This is a genomic window from Nocardiopsis chromatogenes YIM 90109 (assembly GCF_000341185.1).
GTDB classification, from domain to species: Bacteria; Actinomycetota; Actinomycetes; order Streptosporangiales; family Streptosporangiaceae; genus Nocardiopsis_A; species Nocardiopsis_A chromatogenes.
Map to the genome: position 1 here is coordinate 1 of NZ_ANBH01000044.1, position 21,045 is coordinate 21,045.

Here is a 21,045-nt window from a genome sequence, read left to right on the forward strand (position 1 = left end):
GGATCACCTCCTCGATCTCGGCGACGATCGACGGCTGGATGCCCTCCGTCGGCTCGTCCAGGACCAGCAGCTTCGGGGCGGTCACCAGCGCGCGGGCGATGGCGAGCTGCTGCGCCTGCCCTCCCGACAGGAACCCGGCCCGACGGTCCAGCAGGGGGCGCAGGCGCGGGAACAGCTCCAGCGCCTCCTCCACCGCCTCGGGCCCCGCCCTCCCGGCCGCCTCTCGCGCGACGGAGATGTTCTCCGCCACCGTCATGGGGGCGAACGTCCCATGGCCTTGAGGGGCGTATCCGATCCCGGCCCTGACCCTGCGGTGCGGGCGCGCCCGCGTGACGTCCGCGCCGTCGAGGACGACGCGCCCCGACGTCGCCGGAAGCAGCCCCGCCACCGTATTGAGCAGCGTCGTCTTGCCGACCCCGTTGCGGCCCATCACGCACGTCACCGCACCGCTCTCGGCGCGCACGGAGACGTCGAACAGCACTTGGGCGCGCCCGTACCCGGCGCAGACCCCGTCCACCTCAAGCATCGGCGGTCTCCTTCTCGGCCGCGGGCCCGTCCTCGACCGCGGACCGGCCCAGGTACACCTCGGCCACCCGCTCGTCGGCCCGCACCTCCTCCAGCGTCCCCTCGGTCAGCACCCGCCCCTCGTGCAGCACGGTCACCGTCCGGGCATGCCGCCGCAGGAACTCCATGTCGTGCTCGACCACCAGCACCGTGGTGTCCCGCGCGATCTCTTCGAGCAGCTCCCCGGTGCGCTCGCGCTCGGCGGCGCTCATCCCGGCCACCGGCTCGTCCAAGAGCAGCAGCCGGGGCCGCTGGGCCAGCAGCATCGCGATCTCCAGCCACTGCCGCTGCCCGTGGGACAGCCCGCCCGCCTGCCGCTCGGCCAGGTCGGCCATGCCGACCCGCTCCAGCGCCTCGGGCACCTCGGCCCGGTCGCGGCGGCGCAGCAGCCGGTGCGGGGCCAGGCGGAACGAGGCGGCGAGGTCGACGTTGTCGGCGACGGTCAGCGCGTCGAACACGGCGGCGGTCTGGAAGGTGCGCCCGATGCCCGCCCGCACCGCGCGGTGCTCGGCCAGCCCGGTGGTGTCCGCGCCGTCGAAGCGCACCGTGCCCGAGTCGGGGCGGGTCCGGCCGGTGACGACGTCGATGAGGGTGGTCTTCCCGGCCCCGTTGGGGCCGATCAGGAAGCGCAGCTCGTGCTCCTCGACGGCCAGGTCCACCCCGTCCAGGGCGGTGAAGGAGCCGAAGGAGACGGTGAGTCCGGAGACGGTGAGCAGGGCGGTCATCGGCTTCTCCTCACGGAGGGGACGCGGGATGCGAGGGATTCGGCGAACCCGGCGAGTCCGCGCGGGGCCAGGGCGATCACGGCGACGAACAGCGCGCCCTGGAGGTAGAGCCAGCCCCCGGCGAAGCTCTCGGAGAACGCGGTCTGAGCGGTGCCGAGCGCCACCGCGCCGATCGCCGCGCCGGTCAGCGAGTGGCGGGGGGCGGGGGGCCNTCACCCCGACGAGCGCCGGCGTGATGATCCCGGTCGCGGGGACGAACAGCGCCCCGGCGACGCCCGCCGCGACCGCCGAGAGCGTGTAGGCCGAGGCCTTGACCCACGTCGGGTCGTAGCCGAGGAAGCGGACCCGCTCCTCGGAGTCGCGCACCGCCACCAGTAGCGCCCCGTAACGGGAGTCCATCAGCCGGGTGTAGGCCGCCCACACGGCCAGCAGGAACCCCGCCACGGTGAAGTACAGGCCGGTGCGCGCCGCGCCGGTGGTCAGGTCGGTCCCGGCGAGCACGGGCAGGTTCGTCAGCCCCGAGGAACCGCCGGTCAGGTGCTGCTGTCCGATGAGCAGGATGGCGAAGGCGGCGGCGAGCGCCTGGTTGAGGATCGCGAAGTAGGCTCCGCGGACCCGGCGGCGGAACACCGCCCACCCCAGCAGCGCGGCCACGGCGCCGGGCAGGACGACCACGGCGGCCAGCGTGAACGCCAGGCTCCGGAACGGCGCCCACAGGAGGGGGAGGGACTCGATGCCGTTCCACACCATGAACTCGGGGAGGGCGCCGTCGGGCGCGGCGGCCAGGGTCATGTGCGCGGCCATGGCGTAGGCGCCCAGGCCGAAGAACACCCCGTGCCCCAGGGTGAGCATCCCGCCGCGCCCCCAGGCCACGGCGATGCCGACGGCGACGATCGCGTAGCAGAGGTAGCGGGTGAGCAGCCCGAGGCGGAACTCGTCGAGCAGCAGGGGCATGACCGCCAGGACGACGGCGGCGGCCACCCCGATCAGCAGCGTGGGCGGGACGCCCGACAGGAGGCGGGCGCGCGCGGCGGGGCCGGTGGGCGCGGCCGGAGAGGCGGAATCGGCGGCGGCCCCGGGCGCGGTCCCGGGGGCGGACGCGTCGGTCTCGGTCGGGTTCGCTGCGCTCATGCCAGGGCCCTCGTTCTGACGGAGAACAGTCCCTGAGGCCGGGCCTGCAGGAACGCGATGATGACGGCGAAGACGACCACCTTGGCCAGGCTGGCGCCGGTCCACAGCTCGCTGTAGGCGTTGAGCGCCCCCAGCGCAAAGGCGGCGATGACCGCGCCGCGCAGCTGCCCCAGGCCGCCGACGACGACCACCAGGAACGCGTCGACGATGTAGGAGGAGCCGATGGAGGGGCCGATCGGGCCGATGAGCGCCAGCGCCACCCCGGCCACCCCGGCCAGGCCCGACCCGACCGCGAACGTGGCCGCGTCGACCCGGCCCACCGGGATGCCCGACACTGCGGCCAGGTCGCGGTCGTGCAGCACGGCGCGCATGTACCGGCCGGACCGGGAGCGGCCGATGTACAGCGCGATCGCCACGACGGCGACCGCCGCCAGCAGGATGATGAACAGCCGCGAGTGGTGCAGCCATACGCCGAGCACGCTGGTGCCCCCGGCCAGCCAGGAGGGGGCGGCCACGTCCACGTTGGGCGCGCCGAACACGTCCCGGGCGAGCTGCTGGAGCAGCAGGCTCACCCCGAAGGTCAGCAGCAGGGTGTCCAGGGGGCGCCCGTAGAAGTGCCGGATCAGTCCGCGTTCCAGGGCCAGGCCCATGAGCGCGGTGATCGCGAAGGCGACGGGCAGCGCCAGCAGCACGGCGCCGCCGCCGAGCCCCGCCCATGCCTGAAGGGCGAACGCGGTGTAGGCGCCCACCATCAGGAACTCGCCGTGGGCCATGTTGATGACGCCCATCTGCCCGAACGTGAAGTTCAGGCCGAGGGCCGCCAGGAGCAGGACCGCGCCGACGGCCGCGGCGATCGGCAACTGCGTGAGTAGGGCGTCCATGCGTCCCTTCTTCCAGGGGTCCAGGGAACGGATTGCAGGGGCCGGGGAGGGCAGGGGCGCGCCACGAACGGCACGGGGAGGACCGGGCGGCGCACGGCCTGCCCGTCACGGGCGGATCGGGGCCGCCCAGTCGTATCCGGACAGGTAGGGGTCGGGGGTGATGGGGCCGCCCGAGTTCGCCACCTCCGTGATGGCGCCGTCGCCGCCGATCCTGCCGATGCGCGCGGTCTTGGCCAGGTGCTGGGACTCGGCGTCGAAGGTGACGGGGCCCTCGGGGGCGTCGATGGTCAGCCCCGCCGCCGCCTCGCGCACCGCCCCGGTGTCGAAGCCCCCGGCGGCCTGAGCCGCGGCCGCCCACAGGTGGACGGCGTTGTAGGCGGACTGCATGGGGTCGGAGGTGACGCGCCGCGGCCCGTACTCGTCCTGGAAGGCCGCGACGAAGTCCCGGTTCTCAGGAGTGTCGGTGGTCTGGAAGTAGTTCCAGGCCACCAGGTGCCCGTCGAGGATCTCGGGGCCGATGCCGCCGACCTCCTCCTCGGCGACGCTCACGCTGAGCACCGGCATGTCGTCGGCGGTGATGCCGCTGGAGCGCAGCTGCTTGAAGAAGGCGACGTTGGAGTCGCCGTTGAGGGTGTTGAACACCGCGTCCGGGCGCGCGCGGGCGATCTTGGCGGTGACGGTGGTGTACTCGGTGTGCCCGAGCGGGGTGTAGTCGGTCCCGGTGATCTCGATGCCGTGCGCCCGCGCGTAGGCGGCGATGACGCGGTTGGCGGTGCGCGGGAAGACGTAGTCGCTGCCGACCAGGTGGATGCGCGTGTGCCCCTGGTCGCGCAGGAAGTCGAGGGCGGGGACGATCTGCTGGTTGGTGGTCGCGCCGGTGTAGACGATGTTCGGCGAGGACTCCATGCCCTCGTACTGCACCGGGTAGAACAGCAGGCCGTTCTCGGCCTCGAACACCGGCAGCATCGCCTTGCGGGACGCCGACGTCCACCCGCCGAACACCGCGGCGACGCGGTCGCTCATCAGCAGCTTGCGGGCCTTGTCGGCGAAGGTGACCTCGTCGGAGGCGCCGTCCTCGACCACCGGGTCGATCCTGCGCCCGAGCACCCCGCCGGCGGCGTTGATGCGCTCCGCGGCCAGCAGGACCGCGTCGCGCACGGTGACCTCGCTGATGGCCATCGTGCCGGAGAGCGAGTGGAGCATGCCCACCCGCACCGTGTCCCCGGTGACGCCCGGCCCGGAGGGGGAGCAGCCGCCCGCGAGCGCCGCCCCGGTCCCCGCCAGGGCGGCCGCCAGGAACGTTCGTCTTCGCACCGATGTCCTCCCCGATGTCGCCGTGCCGCTCCGGGGAGTGTGGACGGCGGCTGTTTCCCGGGAAGGGCGCATCCGTTACGCGCGGGTTTCCAGGGGTGCGGGCTGGTCCGCCCCGCCTCCGCTTGCTAACTTAGGCAAGCCTTGCCGAACTTGAACCCCGGAGGTCCCCCATGCCCGCAGACCGAACCGCCCGCACGGTGCCCGGCCGCCGAACCGTCCTGCTGGCCGGAGGGGCCCTCGGGGCGGTGGCGGCCGCCGCCGGGTGCGGCTCGGGCACGGGGCGGCCGGACACCGCCGAGGCCCCGGCCGGAAGCGGCTTCCCCGTCACGGTCGAGCACAAGTACGGGTCGACCGAGGTCCCCGCCCCGCCCAAGCGGATCGTCACCGTGGGCCTCAGCGACCACGACGCGGTGCTCGCCCTGGGCGAGGCGGGCGCCCTCGTCGGCGTCACCGACTGGTACGGCGACTACGACCACGCCGCCTGGCCGTGGGCGCAGGACGCGCTCGGCGGCGCCGAGCCCGAGGCGATGCCGCGCCCCGAGAGCGACCGGCCCGACATCGAGCGGGTCGCGGCCCTCGAACCGGACCTCATCATCGGCCTGTACTCCGGCATCACCGAGGAGGACTACGAGGCGCTGTCGGCGGTCGCCCCGACCGTGGCCCAGCACCCCGACCACCCCGACTGGGGTGCGCCGTGGGAGGAGATGACCCTGTCCATCGGCCGGGCGCTGGGCAAGGAGGACGAGGCCGCCGCCCTGGTGGAGGACGTCGACCGGTCGTTCGCGGACGCGCGCGAGCAGTACCCGGACTTCGAGGGCACGGAGGTCGTGCTCGCCGAGCGGCTCGACGACGGGTTCGTCGTGCGCTCCCGGACCGACCCGCGCATGCGCCTCCTGGAGTCCCTGGGGTTCGTGATGCCCGAGGACCTGGCGGAGAGGGCCGGGGACAAGGACGTCGTGGACGTCTCGGCGGAGGACTTCGACCTGCTGGACCGGGACCTGCTGGTGTGGAACGCCGGATGGAACCCGGAGATGCGCGAGGAGCTCGCCGACATGGGCGTGTACACGTCCCTGGACGTCAACAGGGACGGCCGCGCGGTCATCGTCGACGGCGAGGAGATCTCCGGCGCGCTCACCTGGAGCACCGCGCTCAGCCTGCCGTACGCGGTCGACAAGCTCGCGCCCCTGCTGGCCGAGGCGCTGGAGGGCGGTGGCGAGAAGCTGTGAGCCGCGGCTCCGGGGGGCGGGGAGACGGGCGCGGGCCCGCGCACCAGGGGGGCGCGGGCCCGCGCACCAGGGGGGCGCGGGCCCGCGCCGGGGTGTCCGGGGATCAGGCGTCGATGACCGCCGTGGTGGCGGCCTTGTCGTGCAGCGCCTGCTGGCGGGGGTCGAAGAGGATCCACAGGCAGCTGATCCAGCCCAGCAGGTAGTAGATGAGGGTGCGCAGCATGCTCGCGCCCATGCGGGGGTTGCCGAGCGTGTTCAGGTCGATGACGCGCATCTTCATGATCCGCTTGCCGGGGGTGGAGCCGCGCTTGGCCTCGGCCCGGCCCTTGTAGAGGAAGGGCACGGCGAAGATCAGGGCGTAGCCGGCGAGCATCCCGACCATCATGACGACGGCCGTCCAGGCGGCGGGCTCGCCGGTCGGGGAGGACGAAGCCGTGAGGCCCAGCAGCAGCGCGGGGCCGCCCATCAGGACGAGCATGATCCCGAGGTTGATGAGCAGCATGAACAGGCCGTCGAGCAGGGCCGCCGCGAAGCGCCGCCCCTTGTCCGCGGCCACGGTCCCGGGCGGCAGCATCTCCTGTTGGCCGTACGGGTTGCCCTGCTGCTGGTAGTAGCCGCCCTGCTGGGCGTATCCCTGGTGCCCGTACTGCTGCTGGTACTGCTGTTGCCCGTACCCCTGCTGGTACTGCTGGCCATAGCCCTGTTGCCCGTACCCCTGTTGCCCATAACCGGGCTGTTGGCCGTAGGGGGGCTGCGAAGAAGGATCCATGAGCGGGGTCGCTCTCTCTCGGCGTCATGGGATGGGGATCTTTCACCATTGTCGCATTTGGGCCTTACGGCCTTCACGCGTTCATGGCACGCTCACCGTGCCCATTCCCGACGCCGGGCCCCGGAGGGCACCCCTGATGCCGTTCACGCGCACGGGTCTGACGACCCTATTGTCCACCGCCGTCATCTCCGCCCAACTCGTCTCGCCCGCGACCGCGGCCGCGGACGCGTCGAGCGCGCCCCTGAGCGAGGCCGCTGCCGCGTCCCCGGCGGCGTGGATGGGCGGCCTCCCCGACGACGCGTCCCTCGCCTCCCTGTCGGTGCCCGGCACCCACGACACCGGTGCATGGACCGGCTCGGTGTGGAGCCGCACCCAGGACATGGACCTGAGCACGCAGCTGGAGTCGGGCGTGCGCGCGCTGGACGTGCGCACCCGGCACTACCGCGACGCGTTCCCGATCCACCACGGTGCCGAGTACCTTCACCTGAATTTCACCGACGTGGTGACCGACACGGCGGCCTTCCTGCGCGAGCACCCCACCGAGACCGTGTTCATGCGGCTGAAGAAGGAGCACACCGAGGAGGAGAACACCCGCACCTACGAGGAGACGCTCGACCACTACATCGGGTCCGACCCGGACACCGCCCCGCTCCTCGCCGAGCACCTGTGGCGCCCCTCAGGGGGCGAGCGCGTTCCCGACCTGGGGGAGGTGCGCGGCAGGATCGTCATCCTGCAGGACTTCGACGCCTCCAAGGAGTACGGAATCCGGTGGGGCGGCCCGAGTACCGACATCCAGGACGACTACCGGGTGCCCACGCTCTTCGACATTCCCGAGAAGTGGGAGAAGGCGCGGGACCATTTCGAGAGGACGGCGGCCGGGCCGCCTGAGACGCTCTTCATCAACCACCTGAGCGGGTCCGGAGCCCCGTGGGCGAACCCGAGGGAGGTGGCCACAGGCGGCCTCGGGTTCGACGGCGTCAACGACTACGCGCGGCCGTACCTGCAGGACAGCGCGGCGGAGGGGACGCTTCCGCGCACGGGCGTGGTGATGATGGACTTTCCTGACCAGGCGCTGATCGACGCGGTGGTGGCGCACAACGGCCGAACCGCGGCACAAGGGGTGTGACCCTCCGAATCGGGGCGGTTCCGCGCCGGTAGACTGCCTGCGGCCCGACCGCCCCCCGCCCCCGAGAGGTCACCGTGGACTCGTCGCGCGAGCAGCTCATCGCCAGTATCACCGCAGTGGTGGAGAGGTCGCCCTCGGATCCCGTCCTGCGTCTGCACCTGGCGGAGATCCTGCTCGACGGCGGAGACGGCGCCGCAGCCATCCCGCACATCGCGACCGCGCTCCAGCAGGACCCGGCCTCGGAGAAGGCCAAGGAACTGATGTCCAAGGCACTGGGCACACCGGCCGCGCCAGCAGCGTCGGCCGCACCGACGGCGCCCGCCGGGGCCGGGACGCAGGCCCCTCCGCAGCCGCCTTCCCCGCCGACCCCGGCGCCCGGAACGCAGCCCGCGCAATCAGCACAGCCTCCGCAGGACGCTGCGCCTCAGAGCGCACCCCCGGGCATGCCCCAGGACGGCGCGCCGGCCGACTTCCGGCCCGAACCGGCCGGGGGCAACGGCTTCGGATTCTCCGAAGGCGGGGGGACGGCCACGCTCACGCGCGACGAAGGCGCGCGCGGCGGTGACCCCGCGCCCTCTGGCGCCGTCCTGCCGCCCCTCACCGGGGACGGGCTTCCCGACCCCTTGGCCGACGACGACTTCCCCACCGAGCGCGAGAACACCACCCTCGCCGATGTCGCGGGGATGGAGAAGGTCAAGGAGCGCATCAACGCCGCCTTCCTGATGCCGATGCGCAACGAGGAACTGCGCAAGGCCTTCTCCAAGAGCCTGCGCGGCGGCCTGCTCCTCTATGGGCCCCCGGGGTGCGGCAAGACCTACATCGCCCGCGCCATCGCGGGCGAGATGGGCGCGCGCTTCCTGTACGTGTCGGTCGCCGACATCCTCGACGGCAAGAGCTCACGCAACGTCCAGGCCCTCTTCCGCCAGGCGCGCCAGTACAGCCCGTGCGTCGTGTTCATGGACGAGCTCGACGCCATGGGCGGGCGGCGCGGGAACATGGCCTCGTGGCTCCGCCCCGTCGTCACCCAGCTCCTGACGGAACTGGACTCGGTGGAGGAGGACAACGAGGGCGTCTTCTTCCTGGCGGCGACCAACCACCCGTGGGACATCGACAGCGCCCTGAAGCGGCCGGGCCGCCTGGACCGCATGCTCTTCGTGCCGCCGCCGGACGAGAAGGCGCGCGCGGCGATCGTCGGGATGGAGCTGAAGGACCGCCCGTCCGCCGGTATCGACACCGCGAAGATCGCCAAGCACACCGACGGGTTCTCCGGCGCCGACATCACCCACCTGGTGGAGAGCGCGGCCGAGCGCGCGATGCTGGACTCCGCCCGCACCGGCGCCGTGCGGCCCATCGGCATGGACGACTTCCGCGCGGCGCTCGGCGAGCTCCGCCCGTCCACAGGCCCGTGGATGGAGACCGCGCGGAACATGGTGGAGTTCGGGTCGGCCGACGGCGCCTACGACGAACTCGCCGACTTCATCCGCCGCCACCGCTCCTGGCGGTGACGGCGGCCATGCCCGGCTCCGGAACCGGCGTCGACGACCTGACGCGCCAGGCCGCCCTCCGCCTGGACGGGGGAAAGCCCGCGGAGGCGCTCCCCCTCATCGAGCGCGCGCTCGCCGCCCACCCCGACTCCGGGCGCCTGTGGATGCTGAAGGCGCTGGCGCACGAACGCCTCGACCAGAACGAGAAGGCCATCGAGGCAGCCCGGCAGGCGATCGCCCTGAACGGGGAGAGCGCCGACATCTACGCCGTCATGGCCTTCGCCATCATCGGCCTGGGGCGCGCGCACGACGCCTACAGGTCGGGGGAGGCCATCCTCCGGCTGGACCCCGACTCGGTCCGCGGGCACATCATCGTCGCGATGTCCCTGGCGGACTGCGTGCGCAAGGGCTTCCCGGGAGCCCACACCTTCCCCGCGCAAGCGCGCGCGGCCGTGCGGCGCGCCGTCGAGCTCCAGCCCGAGGACCCGTGGGTGCAGGCGCAGAGCGGGGTCGTGCTGCGGTGGCTCGGCCTGGACACGGAGGCGGTGCCGCACTTCCGGGAGGCGCTGCGGCTCAACCCCGAGCACGCCCAGGCCCTGCGCAACCTCGCCGCCATCGAGGCCAAGCGGCGCCGCAGGATCGCCTCGCTGCGGTACCTGCGCGCCGTGCTCGCCCTCGTACCGGGCGACAGGGAGACCCTGCACTCCGCCTACGGCATGTGCCGCCGGGCGACCCGGGTGATCGTCCTGGGCTCGGTGGCGGCGGCCATCGTGGCCATGAACGTCGCGCTCCCCGTCATCGAGTCGCCCCCGGGCGAGGGGGATCCGGCCTTCTTCTGGTTCCGCATGGCGGTCGCGGGCGTGATCACGGCGGCCGCGGCGGCCGCCTTCGCCTACCTGGGCCGCATCCCCCGGGAGATCCGGCGCTCCCTGCTGCAGCGCCGGGCGGGCCGCCCATGGGCGGTGGCGTTCGCGCTCGTGCCGCTCTCCGCTGCCGCGATCGGCTGGCTGCCGCCGTCCTGGATCGGCGCGCCCATCGTGCTGTTCGTCGGCGCCCTGGTCGCCAACGCCGTGCTGGTGCGCGTCGTGGACCGGGACGCCTTCGACCGGCGCGATCCCTGGGAGCGGTCGGGGCCCGCCTGGGGGCGGCCGGACGAGGCGCCGCTCCCGGCCGCGCCCGACCGGCGGTTGGCGGCCCTGGTGATCGACGCCCTCATCATCGGCCTGACCTGCCTGTTCACCTACCTCGGCCTGGTGTTCTGCCTGGTGATCGGGGTGAGGCTGACCCCGATCCCGCCGGGGGCGGTCACGCTGTACGCCGGGTCGGCGCTGGTCGTCCTCGGCGTCCTGGCGGCGCCGCTGGCCTACCTCTGGCCGCCGACGGCCCGCACGGGGCAGACCGTCGGCAAGCGCAGGATGGGGATCAGGGTCGTCGACCCGGAGACGGCGGGGCCGCCGTCGCGGAAGGCGGCCGCGGTGCGCGCGGGGCTGACGGTCGCCTTCGCGGTCGCCCCGTTCCTGTTCCTGGCCGACGCTGTGCTCATGGTGCGCGACCGCCCCTACATGCGGACCGCGAGGGACCACCTGTCCGGGACGTGGGTCGTGCAGGCCTAGACGCCCGGCGCGGTCCCTCTACGACTGGTAGTAGGGCGCCCAGCGGCCTTCGTAGAACAGCCTGCCGTTGCCGCTGACGGCGAGCACGATGACGGCGACCGAGGCTCCGAGCCCGATCGGGTTCATGAGGATCAGGTTGAAGGGGATCGGAATGCAGGACAGGACCACGAGGGTCCACATGAACACCTTGCCGGGCTTTCCGGCCCTGATCCCCAGCCAGAGGTGGAAGAGGCCGACCGACAGGATCACCGCGCCGAAGATCAGCATGACCGCTCGATCGTTCTCCATGTCCATCGACTCGGCGAAGTCGTAGGAGAAGAACACCCCGAGCCCGAGGCCGGTCAGGATGAGCCCGAACACCAGCGGGATGGCGGCCAGGACGTACATGATGATCTGGATCGCCGTGACCGCGCCGGGGCGCTTCTTCGCCGGAGGGGCGCCGAAGGCGCCGTAGGGCGCGCCGTAGGCGTACCCGGCGCCGGGGTATTGCGCGCCGGGCGGGAGCCCGTGCCCTGGGGGCGGCGGGGGAGGGGCGAAGCCCGGCCGCTGCGGCGGCGCGTACCCGGGCGGGGGCGGGTGAGCGCGGGAGCCGTCGGGCGGAGGCGGGGACGGGGGCGGGGATGGGGGCTGCACCTGTCGTTCCTTCGGGGAGTCGCGGTCGCGGGGGCTAAGACTGGTAGTAGGGCGCCCATCGGCCTTCGTAGAACTGCTTGCCGGTGCCGCTGACGGCGAAGATGATGACCAGGACCGCCAGCACGAGCGGGACCACGTTGAAGGAGGACAGGCTGACAAGCGCCGAGAATATATAGGCGACCACGATGGTCCACATGACACCCGTGCCGGGTCGGCCTGCCAGGACGCCCAATCCGGTCCAGAGCGCCCCGACGACCAGCACGACCATGCCGACTCCGAGGATGTAGCCGGGCTCTTCCGCCGTATTGAACTCAGCGGCGAAGTCTTCCGACAGGCTGCCTCCGACGCCGACGGCCGTGGCTGCGAGTCCGGAGAGCAGGCCGATGCCCCCGATGATGAATGTGATGATGCGGATCGCCGTCACCGTTCCGGGGCGCTTCTTCAACGGTTGGCCGTAGGGCGCGCCGTAGGCGTAGCCGGGGGCGTACCCGGCGCCGGGGTACTGCGCGCCGGGCGGGAGCCCGTGCCCTGGGGGCGGCGGGTGAGGGGCGAATCCCGGCGGCTGCTGAGGCGGCGGACCGTACCCGGGCTGCGGTGGTGGACCGTAGCCGGTCTGCGGCGGAGGTCCGTACCCGGGCGGGGGCGGGGGAGCCTGCGCGCCGTCGGGGCGGAGCGGCTCGTAGCCGCCGGGGGGAGGTGAGGATGGGGGCTGCACCTGTCGTCCCTTCTGGATTCGTGGATGCGGGGTGGGCAACGGTCCGGACGATCACGCATCCGTGACCGGACCGAATCTATCGGTGACCAACGACCCCGGGGCCGCCCCGCCGGCCCTGCGGCCGCAACCGGTCAGCCTTCGGTACGCTCCGTAGCCATCGCCCGCTCGCGGAGCCGGTCGTCGGGACTTCAGTCCCGCTTCATCCGAGGCCCATGCGCCGGTCGCGCATCGCGCCGACCATGTGCCCCATGTACGCACGCCTCCTTGCCACGGCCATCGCATCGGCGGCGGTCATCGCCGCCCCCGGCACCGCCCAGGCCGCCCCCGGCGGACCGCCCGCCTCCCACCGCCACTTCGACCTGCAGGCGCACCGCGGCGGGCTGGGCCTCGTCGTGGAGAGCACACTGCCCGCCTTCGAGAACGCCCTGCGGATCGGGGTCAGCACGTTGGAGCTGGACGTGCAGATCACCAGGGACGGCGAGGCCGTCGTCACGCACGACCGGCGCATCAGCGGGGACAAGTGCCAGGACACCGGGCCCGCGCGGCCCGGGGACCCGCAGTACCCCTACGTCGGGCGCTACATCAAGGACCTGACCCTGGAGCAGGTGCGGACCCTGGACTGCGGGTCCCAGACCCTCCCGCGGTTCCCCGGCCAGCGTGCCGCGCCGGGCGAGCCGATGCCGCTGCTGAGCGAGGTGTTCGACCTCGTGCACCGGTACAAGGCCTACAGGGTGGCGCTCAACGTCGAGACCAAGGTCGAGGCCGGAGCCCCGGAGGAGACCGCCCCCAGGGAGGAGTTCGTCCAGGTGGTCGCCTCCGAGGTGCGGTCGGCCCGGATGCTCCGGCAGGTGACGGTCCAGAGCTTCGACTGGGGGGCGCTGATGCGGATGCGCGAGGTCGAGCCGCGCCTGCCGCTGGTCGCCCTCACCAACCGCGACTTCCTGGAGACGGGGCGGCCGGGGGCGTCGCCGTGGCTGGGCGGGATCGACATCGACGACTTCGGCGGCGACCCGATCGCCGCCGTCGACTCCTTCGGCGCGGACGCGTTCTCCCCGGTGCACGGGTTCCCGCAGGACGGGACGGTGGACGACCCGGACTACGAGCCCTATGTGACCGGGGAGATGGTGGACCGGGCCCACGAGCGCGGGATCGAGGTGATCCCGTGGACCGTGGACGACGAGCCGACCATGCACAAGCTGATCGACGACGGCGTGGACGGGCTGATCACCGACTACCCGGACCGGCTGCGGTCGGTCATGGCCGAGCGGGGGTTCAAGCTGCCGAAGAGGTACCCGGGGCCGCGGCCGTGACCTCGGCGCCCTGCACCCGCCTCCGGTCCGTCCGCTCCTTCCGGTCCATCCGGGCCGAGAGGGCCGCCAGGACCAGCGCTCCGGCGGGCAGCAGGGCGCCCGCCCAGTTCGGTGCGGTGTAGCCGAGGCCCAGGTCGATCACGAAGCCGCCGAGCAGGGCGCCGATGGCGTTGCCGAGGTTGAAGAAGCCGATGTTGATGGCCGAGGCCAGGGTCGGCGCACCCGAGGCCTTGTCCATCACGCGCTTCTGCAGGGGCGGCACGGTCGCGAAGCCGAAGGCGCCGATGAGGAAGACGAAGACGACCGAGGCCGCCATGCTGTGCGCGCCCCACGTGAACCCGAGGAGGGTGAGGCTCAGCGCCGCCAGGGAGGTGAAGAGCAGCGGCATCAGGGCCTTGTCGGCGAGGCGGCCGCCGACCGAGTTGCCGACCACCATCCCGACGCCGAAGGCGACCAGCACCCAGGTGACGGCGGCGGGGGCGAACCCGGCGACCTCGGTGAGCATGGGCGCGATGTAGGTGATCGACACGAAGACGCCGCCGAAGCCGAGCACCGTCATCGCCATGGCGAGCAGCACCTGCGGGCTGCGCAGCGCCGCGACCTCGGGCAACAGGCGGGGGCCCACCGGCTTGGGCGTGCGGGGGACCAGGGCCAGCACACCGGCGAGGCCGACCACGCCCAGCAGGGCGATGGCGCCGAAGGCGGCGCGCCAGCCGACGGAGGTGCCCAGCAGCGTGCCCGCGGGGACGCCCACCACGTTGGCCAGGGTCAGGCCGGTGAACATGAACGCGATCGCGGCGGCCCGCCGGTGCGGGGCCACCAGGTCGGCGGCGACGACGGCGCCGATGCCGAAGAAGGCGCCGTGGGTCAGCGAGGCGACCACGCGTCCGGCCAGCAGCACGCCGAAGGCGGGGGCGAGCGCGGTGATCAGGTTGCCCGCCACGAACAGGGCCATCAGGGCGGCGAGCATCGGCTTGCGGCCGACGCGGGTGCCCAGGGCGGTGGTGAGGGGCGCGCCGAGGAAGACCCCGGTGGCGTAGACGGTGGCCATGTGGCCGGCGGTGGAGACGGGCACCCCGAAGTCCTCGGCGACGCCGGGGAGCAGCCCGGTGACGATGAACTCGGTGGTGCCGATTCCGAAGGCGCCGATGGCGAGCGCCCAGAGGGCGAGCGGCATGGTCGGGGTCCTTCCGGTGCGGATGTCGGTGGAAGACACCCCGCCGACATTAGATGCACGCGCGGACTACTTGCAAGCGCGGACTAAGTGAGGACGCGCACCATCGGCTTCGGCGGTCAATTGCCGACGGGGCTATCCTGGGAGCGGTCACCGAGCGCGCAGGAGGCAGGCGATGGGGATCGAAGCCGTCGAGGAGGCCCCGAACGTCGGCGGAACGGCCCTGGCCCAGGGGTGGTGCGCGCTGTCGCTGCTGCACGGCACCATCGAGTCGCACGTGGAGAAGGCGCTCCAGGCGGGGCACGGGCTGAGCGTGCGGGAGTTCTCCGTCCTCGCGACGATCAGCGAGCGCGGCGGTGCGAAGATGCGGATGAACGAGGTGTCGAACGCGGTCGTACTGAGCCAGAGCGCGACCACCCGCCTGGTCAACCGCCTTGAGGACCGGGGACTGCTGCGGCGGGTCATCTGCCCGGACGACCGGCGCGGCATCTACACGGCCATCACCGACCAGGGGCTGGGGCTCCTCGGGGAGGCGCGCCCCACCAACGAGGCGGCCCTGGAAGAGGTCCTGGCCGAGGCCGAGAAGAACCCCGAGCTGGCCCCGCTCGTCCAGGCCCTGCGTGCACACCGGACCGGCCTCTGAGAGAGGATCGGCCGTTATGGGCCCTGCTACCTCTGCGACCTTTACGAGACGAGTGACGCGGCTCCTCGCCCCCGAGGACGCCCCCGCACTGGCCGAACACCTCACGGAGAGCCGAACGTTCATGGCGCCGTGGGACGCGCTCCGCGACGACCGCTTCTTCACCCCCGAGGGACAGCTCACGCAGATCGAGGAGGCGCTGAAGGGCCACGCGGCGGGGGCGGCGGCACCGTTCGCGATCCTGGGGGACGACGGCTCGCCGGTCGGCAGGATCACCATCAACGGGATCACCCGCGGGGCGTTCCAGTCGGCGTCGATCGGCTACTGGGTGTCGAAGAGCCACAACGGCAGAGGCTTGGCGACGAGGGCGGTGGCCGAGGTCAAGGAGTACGCCTTCGGAGCACTGGCCCTGCACCGCCTCCAGGCCGAGACACTGCTGCACAACACGGCGTCCCAGCGCGTGTTGAAGCGCAACGGGTTCACACCTTATGGGGTGGCCCCGCAGTACTTGAAGATCGCCGGCGAATGGCAGGACCACGTGCTGTTCCAAGCGCTCAACCCGGAGGCGGTGTAGCGCGGCTAGCGCTGCGGCATTCGGGGGCGAGGGGGCCCGTGCGTCAGAACCGCCCCGTGTAGTAGTCGCGGTGGATCCAGGTCGCGATGGCGATCGAGACGGCCAGTCCGGCCCCGAGCAACTGGCCGCCGGTCGACTCCCCCGTCCCGATGCTCAAGAAGAAGTTCAGTACGCCCGATGCGGCGGAAAGGCCGTACGTCACGATGATGGCCCACATGACCCACGGCCGACGCGTGGTGGCCTTGGCGCCGAGCACGAACTGCCACACAGCCCAGGCGGCGAGTACCACGGCGAGCATGAGGAACATCCCGGCCCAGTAGTCCCCCTGCGCCGTACTCGGGCTGCTGGACTCGAAGAAGAAGAGCAGTCCGCATGCCAGGGCACCGACCGAGGTGAGGCTGGCGAGGATGAAGATGACGACCCGTGCCGCCTTCAGCCGCCCGGGAACAGGCGGCTGGGGAGAGGCACCGTACGGCGACCCGTAGTGGGGCGGATAGGCCCCGTTGTACGGCGGTGCGGAGTGGGGCTGCCCGGGATGAGGCCGCTGCCCGTGCATGCCGCCGCCCGGATACGGCTGCCCATGCGCGGCAGGGGGCTGATCCTGCGGGACACCCTGCGGAGGCGCCATAGACGGCGGGGCCATCTGGGGCGGCTGCTGTCGGGGCGGCTGTTGCTGGGCCCCGTGCTGCCACTGGGCACCTCCGCCGTTCGCGTCTCCACCAGGAGTGGGTGTGCCAGGGGGATGGGGATTCATGATGGTTCCTCGGTCACTCGCGTGCATGCGGCCGACGAACGAACCTACATGCGTTGCGCCCAGCATGCGCAGAAGGACCGTCACCGCGGGTTGAACTCCCCAGGTCAAGGCTCGGGGCGCCGGTTATGGCCACAACCGGCAAGACCGTCCGCCGGGCGAGGGCACCCACGGATTCAACCGCCGCGCGAGCGACTCTTCGTGACAACGCGGAGCATCTTGACGGCGCTCCGAGCGACGCGTGATGACGGGAGTTCGGCCAGGGCCAGCAACTGCTCCTCGTAGCCGCCTTCCACTCCGGCGGGCCCACGGAACGGCGAAGGGACGGCGGCCTCTGGGGCGGGCGGGTCGGGCTCGCTCTGCTTGGCCTCCCGTTTGGTCTCCCGCTTGGCCTCTCTCCTGGCCTTCTTCTTCGCGTCCCGTTCCCGCTGCGCCTTCGCCTTGTCGGGCTTGGGGTCGGAGTCCCGACTCGCGCCCTTCGGGGTCCTCTTCTTCCGCTTCTCCTTCTTGCGGTCCGCCTTGTCATCACCGGCCGGAGCTGGAGGCGCGCTCGGCCCCTCCAGGAACGAGCGCGCGGCGTCGGAGCCCGCCACGACCGTGGGACGCGGTGGCGGTGGCACCGGCCCTCCCGGAGGTCCGGTCTGCGATCCGGGTTGTGGGGTGGGCCGTCGGGCAGGAGGGTGCTCCTGCCGGGCTGGTGGCGGCGGAGGACTGGTCCGTGAAGGTGTGCCGGTCCGCGGAGGCCCCTGGGCCTGCCCCCGCCCCCTGGGCGGGGGAGTGTTCTCCGGGGGCGTCGGCTGTGCACGGGGGTCCTTCGCCCCCGACGACCTCCAGATAGGCTCCGGCTCCGGCCGAGGCGCCGCTTGTGGAGGACGGGCCCGGGGATCCCGGGGCCGGGACCGGTTCCACCCCTGCCCGGGGTCCCGCGGCGGGGGAGTGTCCGTCATCGCACGGCCCTCCTCAGCGCTTCGAGCGCGATCGTGGTGGCCGCCGCGTGGGTGGATGCGGCGAGACGGCGCGGCACCAGGCCGTCCGTGTGCGCGAGGTGCCTGTCATAGCCGATGCGCACCACCTCGGCGCCGCTCTGGCGCAGCACCTCGGCCGCGCCCTCATGGTCGAAACGGGGATCCTCGTCAGGGGACTGCTCCACCAGCACCACGACGATCCTCTCCGGCAGCGACGCGTCCCCCTGGGTGGTCATCCAATCGAATCCGCGGCCGATGTCGGCGGCGCCCTCCGCCGTCGCCGGGGCGACGAGCACATGGGCGTGCGCGCTCGCCTGCGCGGCCCGGTTGAAGCCGTCGAACACGTCGGCCCCGCGGTCGATCAGCGTCACCCCGAAGTAGCGGGTGATCGGCAGCAGGGTCTCCTGGAAGGCGCCGGCGTCCAGGGCCGTGGCGTCGGGGCCGCTGTGCACCGCGGGGAGCATCCACAACCGGTCCCGCACGTGGGCCAGGTGCGGCGTCAGCTCCTCGAACGACGAGGCGGAGACCCGCCTGCGGGCGACCTCGCCCAGGGACGAGGACGGGGTGACCCCCAGCCTCCGCGCCAAGGAGTTCGAACCGGGGGTGATGTCCAAGGTGAGCACCCGGTCGTGGCGGTAGTGCGCGAAGACCGACGCGAGCAGCGCCGTCACCGTGGCCTCATCGGCACCCGCGCGCGGCCGGGTGACGACGATCCGGCGCCCGGTGGTGATCGCGCGCTGCAGGGCCTCCCCCTTCGCGAGGTGGGCCGCCGCGCGGTCGGACGGAAGGAAGGGCAGCGCGAGTCCGCGGCCGATCCGGCGCAGCACCGGGTCGCCGTGGCGACCCGGTCGGGCCCCGGCCCCGCTCGGCGTCTCGGTCCGGGCGTTCACGGCGCTCCTCCCAACGGTTCCGGCCCGGCACTGTCCGGGCGAGGGGTCTGTCCGGGCTAGAAGGTCGACAACAGGCGTTCATAGGTGCCGAGCGCACCGATCGCGACCGGGATGCAGACCACCACCGCCACCGCCTCCAAGCGGCCCGCGTTGCGGCGGAGCATGGCGCGGGTGTGCTCGGCGGGGTCGGCGGCCAGCACCACCACCGGGACGATGAGGGCCACGGCGATCAGCGCCAGACCCGGCAGCGGCGCCCAGGGCGCCGCCTCGGTCAGGGCCCCGGCGAGCGCGACCGCGGCGGCCGTGCTCGCCGCCAGCAGCGGGGCCTTCTCCGTCACCAGGGGGAACATGCGGGAGCGGCTGGCCAGCACGATCGCGAGCAGGGCGGAGAGCACCAGCGTCCACGGGGACGGGCCGCTCGCCAGTCCGTAACCGGCGACCGCCGCGGCCACACCGACGGCGGCGACCGCCACCGCCATGCTGCGGTGCGTGTCGACCAGGGCGGTGCGCACGTCCTCGCGCGCGACCTCCTCGCCGCCGCTGCGGCGGTCGTCGAGGACGGTCAGGCCGGAGAAGGCGAGGGCGGCACGGAGCAGCACGCTCACCGCCACGACGCACGCCACGGCGGCGATGGCCGACGCCTCGGCGAAGTCCAGGCCGAAGGCGAGGCAGCCGATCCACAGCAGGGACAGGGCGAGGGCGACGGTGCCGCCGACGATCCCGCCGCGGCCCAAGCCCGACGCCAACCCCAGGACCAGCAGCACCAGCGAGGCGACGACCGCGGGGAGCGCCCACCACATCCACTCCGGCAGGCCGTACCGGGAGACGGCGGTCCAGGCGGCCAGGGTGCCGAAAACACCGCCGCTGAGCGTCAGGGCGGTGCCGAGCGCCTCTCTCCAGGCGGGCCCCAGAATGGCCCCGGCGCCGATGAGAAGCCCCGCCAGGACCGCGAGCGCGGCGGTCCCGGCGACCGGCGGCAGGGATGCGCGCATGATCAGGCCCGCGCCGGCGAACAGCACCACGACCGCGGCCGTCGCCGTCCAGCGGGCGGCCGCCGGGGACCAGTAGGAGGGATGGGCTTCGAGGGCGCGGCCCACCGCCTCGGGGACCTCGTGGACGATGGGCGCGGGAACCGGGTCGTCGGCGCGGATGAGGCGCAGGACCGCGCCGTCGGAGATGCCGCGCTCGGCCAGGGAGGTCCCGCTGTCCAAGAGGTCGCCCCCGACCGTGCTCAGATGCCGGGGAAGGGCCGGGCCGTCGGGGGCGTCGCCGAGCATGCGCAGGACGTCGGGCATGAGCGCGCCGATGGGCTCGTCGGCCGGCAGGACGGCGTCGACCCTGCGGCGCTCGCCCACGAGCGTCACGCGGCTCCACGTGGTCATCGCTGTCCTTCTCCACGGTTCTCGTCGTCGGTGGTCAAGACGGGGCGGCCCGGCGGGCGCGACGCGTCGTCAGTCGGGGACGTCCTCGGCCTCGACGCGCTCCAGGTAGCCGTTGCGGAGGAGCCAGCGGATGCTGGGCAGCTCCGGGGGTTCCGGGAAGCCGCCGGGGTCGATCCGGAAGCGCAGCCCGCCGCCGGGGCCGTCCTCGGAGCGGGGCGAACGGGACGCCGACACCTGGAAGGGGTAGGTGACACGGTAGCGGTGGTAGGTGTCGGAGGAGCCGTCGGGCCGGACGAACTCGGGAAGTCCGCGCTCTTCGAAGGGGAGGCCGTCGGGGAAGAGAAGCGAGCCGCTCTCGTGGCCCGACGCGTCGACGAGCTGTCCCCGCTCCAGGGTGACCTTGGTCGACCCGCCTCCGCCGGACAGGCCCTCCTCAGCGGTGGAGACCAGGGAGGAGCCGAGCTCTCCGGCCTCTTGGCGCTCCTGCGCCGAGAGCGTCCGCGGTGCGGAGTCCTGGATCACCAGCTCTTGGAAGAGCCAGCGCGCGGCCTCGTCCTCGGACGGGAACTCCACGCCCGTGCGGCCCTGCTCGTACTCGACGATCCCGGCGGAGATGTAGCCCTCCTCCTCGTCGGTCAGGAGGAAGTAGGAGTCGACCTCGCCGGGGTCGGGGCGGGAATCGCCGGGGAGCACGTACATCGCGGGCGGGATGTCGGCGGCGTCCAGCTCGGTGCGGAGCATGTCGAAGGTGACCTCGCTGCCGACCCAGTCGGCGGGGAAGGGCGCGGAGCCGACGGCGGGGGGACCGGCCGCCTCGCGGGCCTGTTCCTCCTCCTGGGACTGGAGCTGGCTCTGCAGGTAGGACCAGCCGACCGACCCGGCGCACCCGACGGCGGTGAGGACCAGGCCGGTGATGAGCTTGGTGATGTGCTCGTCGAGGCGGCGCCTGCTGCGCTGGGGGCCGAAGACGACGGCCTCCCGGAGCCGCTTGCGGCGGACCGCGATGGACTCCAGGAGTTGGCTGTCGTAATCGCGCGCCACGGGGAGGGATCCTTCTGTTCGTCGCGTCGGGCGGGGCGGGGCGCACGCGGCGCTCATGGGGGTGAGACGGGGGAGAGACGCCGCTGCGGCCTCCCGCGCCGTAGCGGAAGGCCGCGGCAAGGAGCGATCCGCCCTCA

At 72.9% G+C, this 21,045-nt stretch carries 20 protein-coding genes; 7 read left to right on the plus strand and 13 right to left on the minus strand.

What is annotated here, in order from left to right; all coding sequences use genetic code 11:
• The 4 genes from D476_RS0104005 to urtA all read right to left on the minus strand — a co-directional run.
• Positions 1-526: ATP-binding cassette domain-containing protein (locus tag D476_RS0104005; RefSeq protein ID WP_017622689.1), on the minus strand; the 526-nt coding region annotated here is incomplete at its 3' end.
• Positions 519-2,420, minus strand: coding sequence for an urea ABC transporter ATP-binding protein UrtD (gene urtD / locus D476_RS39890; protein ID WP_338036230.1), 1,902 nt, complete (start codon positions 2,418-2,420; stop codon positions 519-521). The genes D476_RS0104005 and urtD, both read right to left, overlap by 8 nt.
• Complete coding sequence (urtB, locus tag D476_RS0104020; RefSeq protein ID WP_017622690.1) at positions 2,417-3,301, minus strand: urea ABC transporter permease subunit UrtB; 885 nt, start codon at positions 3,299-3,301, stop codon at positions 2,417-2,419. The genes urtD and urtB overlap by 4 nt, the downstream gene beginning before the upstream one ends.
• A gap of 105 nt (positions 3,302-3,406) precedes the next feature.
• Positions 3,407-4,615, minus strand: coding sequence for an urea ABC transporter substrate-binding protein (gene urtA / locus D476_RS0104025; RefSeq protein ID WP_017622691.1), 1,209 nt, complete (start codon positions 4,613-4,615; stop codon positions 3,407-3,409).
• Positions 4,616-4,785: 170 nt separating this feature from the next.
• Between urtA and D476_RS0104030 the strand changes: the two genes are divergently transcribed.
• On the plus strand, positions 4,786-5,841 hold the full coding sequence (locus tag D476_RS0104030; protein ID WP_017622692.1) for an ABC transporter substrate-binding protein: 1,056 nt from the start codon (positions 4,786-4,788) through the stop codon (positions 5,839-5,841).
• A 103-nt stretch (positions 5,842-5,944) separates the two neighbouring features.
• Here D476_RS0104030 and D476_RS0104035 read toward each other — a convergent pair whose 3' ends face one another.
• Positions 5,945-6,610: an RDD family protein gene (locus tag D476_RS0104035; RefSeq protein ID WP_026123215.1), complete on the minus strand. Its 666-nt coding sequence runs from the start codon at positions 6,608-6,610 to the stop codon at positions 5,945-5,947.
• A gap of 136 nt (positions 6,611-6,746) precedes the next feature.
• Here D476_RS0104035 and D476_RS0104040 point away from each other — a divergent pair, with 136 nt between their 5' ends.
• The 3 genes from D476_RS0104040 (at position 6,747) to D476_RS0104050 (ending at position 10,833) form a co-directional block, all read left to right on the plus strand.
• Positions 6,747-7,736 (plus strand): phosphatidylinositol-specific phospholipase C, encoded by a 990-nt coding sequence (locus D476_RS0104040; protein WP_026123216.1) that lies wholly within the window; start codon positions 6,747-6,749, stop codon positions 7,734-7,736.
• 74 nt (positions 7,737-7,810) lie between these two features.
• Positions 7,811-9,241, plus strand: a complete 1,431-nt coding sequence (locus D476_RS0104045) for an ATP-binding protein (protein ID WP_026123217.1) — start codon at positions 7,811-7,813, stop codon at positions 9,239-9,241.
• A gap of 8 nt (positions 9,242-9,249) precedes the next feature.
• Positions 9,250-10,833, plus strand: a complete 1,584-nt coding sequence (locus tag D476_RS0104050) for an RDD family protein (protein ID WP_017622697.1) — start codon at positions 9,250-9,252, stop codon at positions 10,831-10,833.
• Between the two features lie 18 nt (positions 10,834-10,851).
• On the opposite strand, the gene D476_RS38725 is transcribed toward D476_RS0104050, so the two are convergent.
• Positions 10,852-11,466: a hypothetical protein gene (locus tag D476_RS38725; protein ID WP_017622698.1), complete on the minus strand. Its 615-nt coding sequence runs from the start codon at positions 11,464-11,466 to the stop codon at positions 10,852-10,854.
• 34 nt (positions 11,467-11,500) lie between these two features.
• Positions 11,501-12,181 carry a hypothetical protein gene (locus D476_RS38730; RefSeq protein ID WP_239648592.1) on the minus strand — a complete coding sequence of 227 codons (681 nt, stop codon included), beginning with the start codon at positions 12,179-12,181 and terminating at the stop codon, positions 11,501-11,503.
• Positions 12,182-12,429: 248 nt separating this feature from the next.
• On the opposite strand from D476_RS38730, the gene D476_RS0104065 reads away from it, so the two are divergent.
• Complete coding sequence (locus D476_RS0104065) at positions 12,430-13,491, plus strand: glycerophosphodiester phosphodiesterase family protein (protein WP_086002615.1); 1,062 nt, start codon at positions 12,430-12,432, stop codon at positions 13,489-13,491.
• On the opposite strand, the gene D476_RS0104070 is transcribed toward D476_RS0104065, so the two are convergent.
• The gene (locus D476_RS0104070) at positions 13,454-14,668 is read right to left on the minus strand and encodes an MFS transporter (RefSeq protein WP_017622701.1); all 1,215 of its coding nucleotides are present in this window, start codon (positions 14,666-14,668) and stop codon (positions 13,454-13,456) included. The genes D476_RS0104065 and D476_RS0104070 overlap by 38 nt on opposite strands.
• A gap of 172 nt (positions 14,669-14,840) precedes the next feature.
• Here D476_RS0104070 and D476_RS0104075 point away from each other — a divergent pair, with 172 nt between their 5' ends.
• Together D476_RS0104075 and D476_RS0104080 are read left to right on the plus strand one after the other, a co-directional pair.
• Positions 14,841-15,308 carry a MarR family winged helix-turn-helix transcriptional regulator gene (locus tag D476_RS0104075; RefSeq protein ID WP_017622702.1) on the plus strand — a complete coding sequence of 156 codons (468 nt, stop codon included), beginning with the start codon at positions 14,841-14,843 and terminating at the stop codon, positions 15,306-15,308.
• A 52-nt stretch (positions 15,309-15,360) separates the two neighbouring features.
• Positions 15,361-15,879, plus strand: coding sequence for a GNAT family N-acetyltransferase (locus tag D476_RS0104080; RefSeq protein WP_017622703.1), 519 nt, complete (start codon positions 15,361-15,363; stop codon positions 15,877-15,879).
• 43 nt (positions 15,880-15,922) lie between these two features.
• On the opposite strand, the gene D476_RS0104085 is transcribed toward D476_RS0104080, so the two are convergent.
• The 5 genes from D476_RS0104085 to D476_RS0104105 all read right to left on the minus strand — a co-directional run bounded on the left by D476_RS0104085 (position 15,923) and on the right by D476_RS0104105 (position 20,908).
• Positions 15,923-16,435, minus strand: coding sequence for a proline-rich domain-containing protein (locus D476_RS0104085; RefSeq protein WP_017622704.1), 513 nt, complete (start codon positions 16,433-16,435; stop codon positions 15,923-15,925).
• Between the two features lie 371 nt (positions 16,436-16,806).
• On the minus strand, positions 16,807-17,250 hold the full coding sequence (locus D476_RS0104090) for a hypothetical protein (RefSeq protein WP_152529207.1): 444 nt from the start codon (positions 17,248-17,250) through the stop codon (positions 16,807-16,809).
• A 323-nt stretch (positions 17,251-17,573) separates the two neighbouring features.
• Positions 17,574-18,485, minus strand: a complete 912-nt coding sequence (locus D476_RS0104095) for a MinD/ParA family ATP-binding protein (protein ID WP_017622706.1) — start codon at positions 18,483-18,485, stop codon at positions 17,574-17,576.
• Between the two features lie 56 nt (positions 18,486-18,541).
• A complete protein-coding gene (gene eccD / locus D476_RS0104100) occupies positions 18,542-19,867 on the minus strand; it encodes a type VII secretion integral membrane protein EccD (protein ID WP_017622707.1) in 1,326 nt (441 codons plus the stop codon).
• A gap of 69 nt (positions 19,868-19,936) precedes the next feature.
• On the minus strand, positions 19,937-20,908 hold the full coding sequence (locus D476_RS0104105; RefSeq protein ID WP_017622708.1) for a TNT domain-containing protein: 972 nt from the start codon (positions 20,906-20,908) through the stop codon (positions 19,937-19,939).
• Positions 20,909-21,045 lie beyond the last annotated feature (137 nt).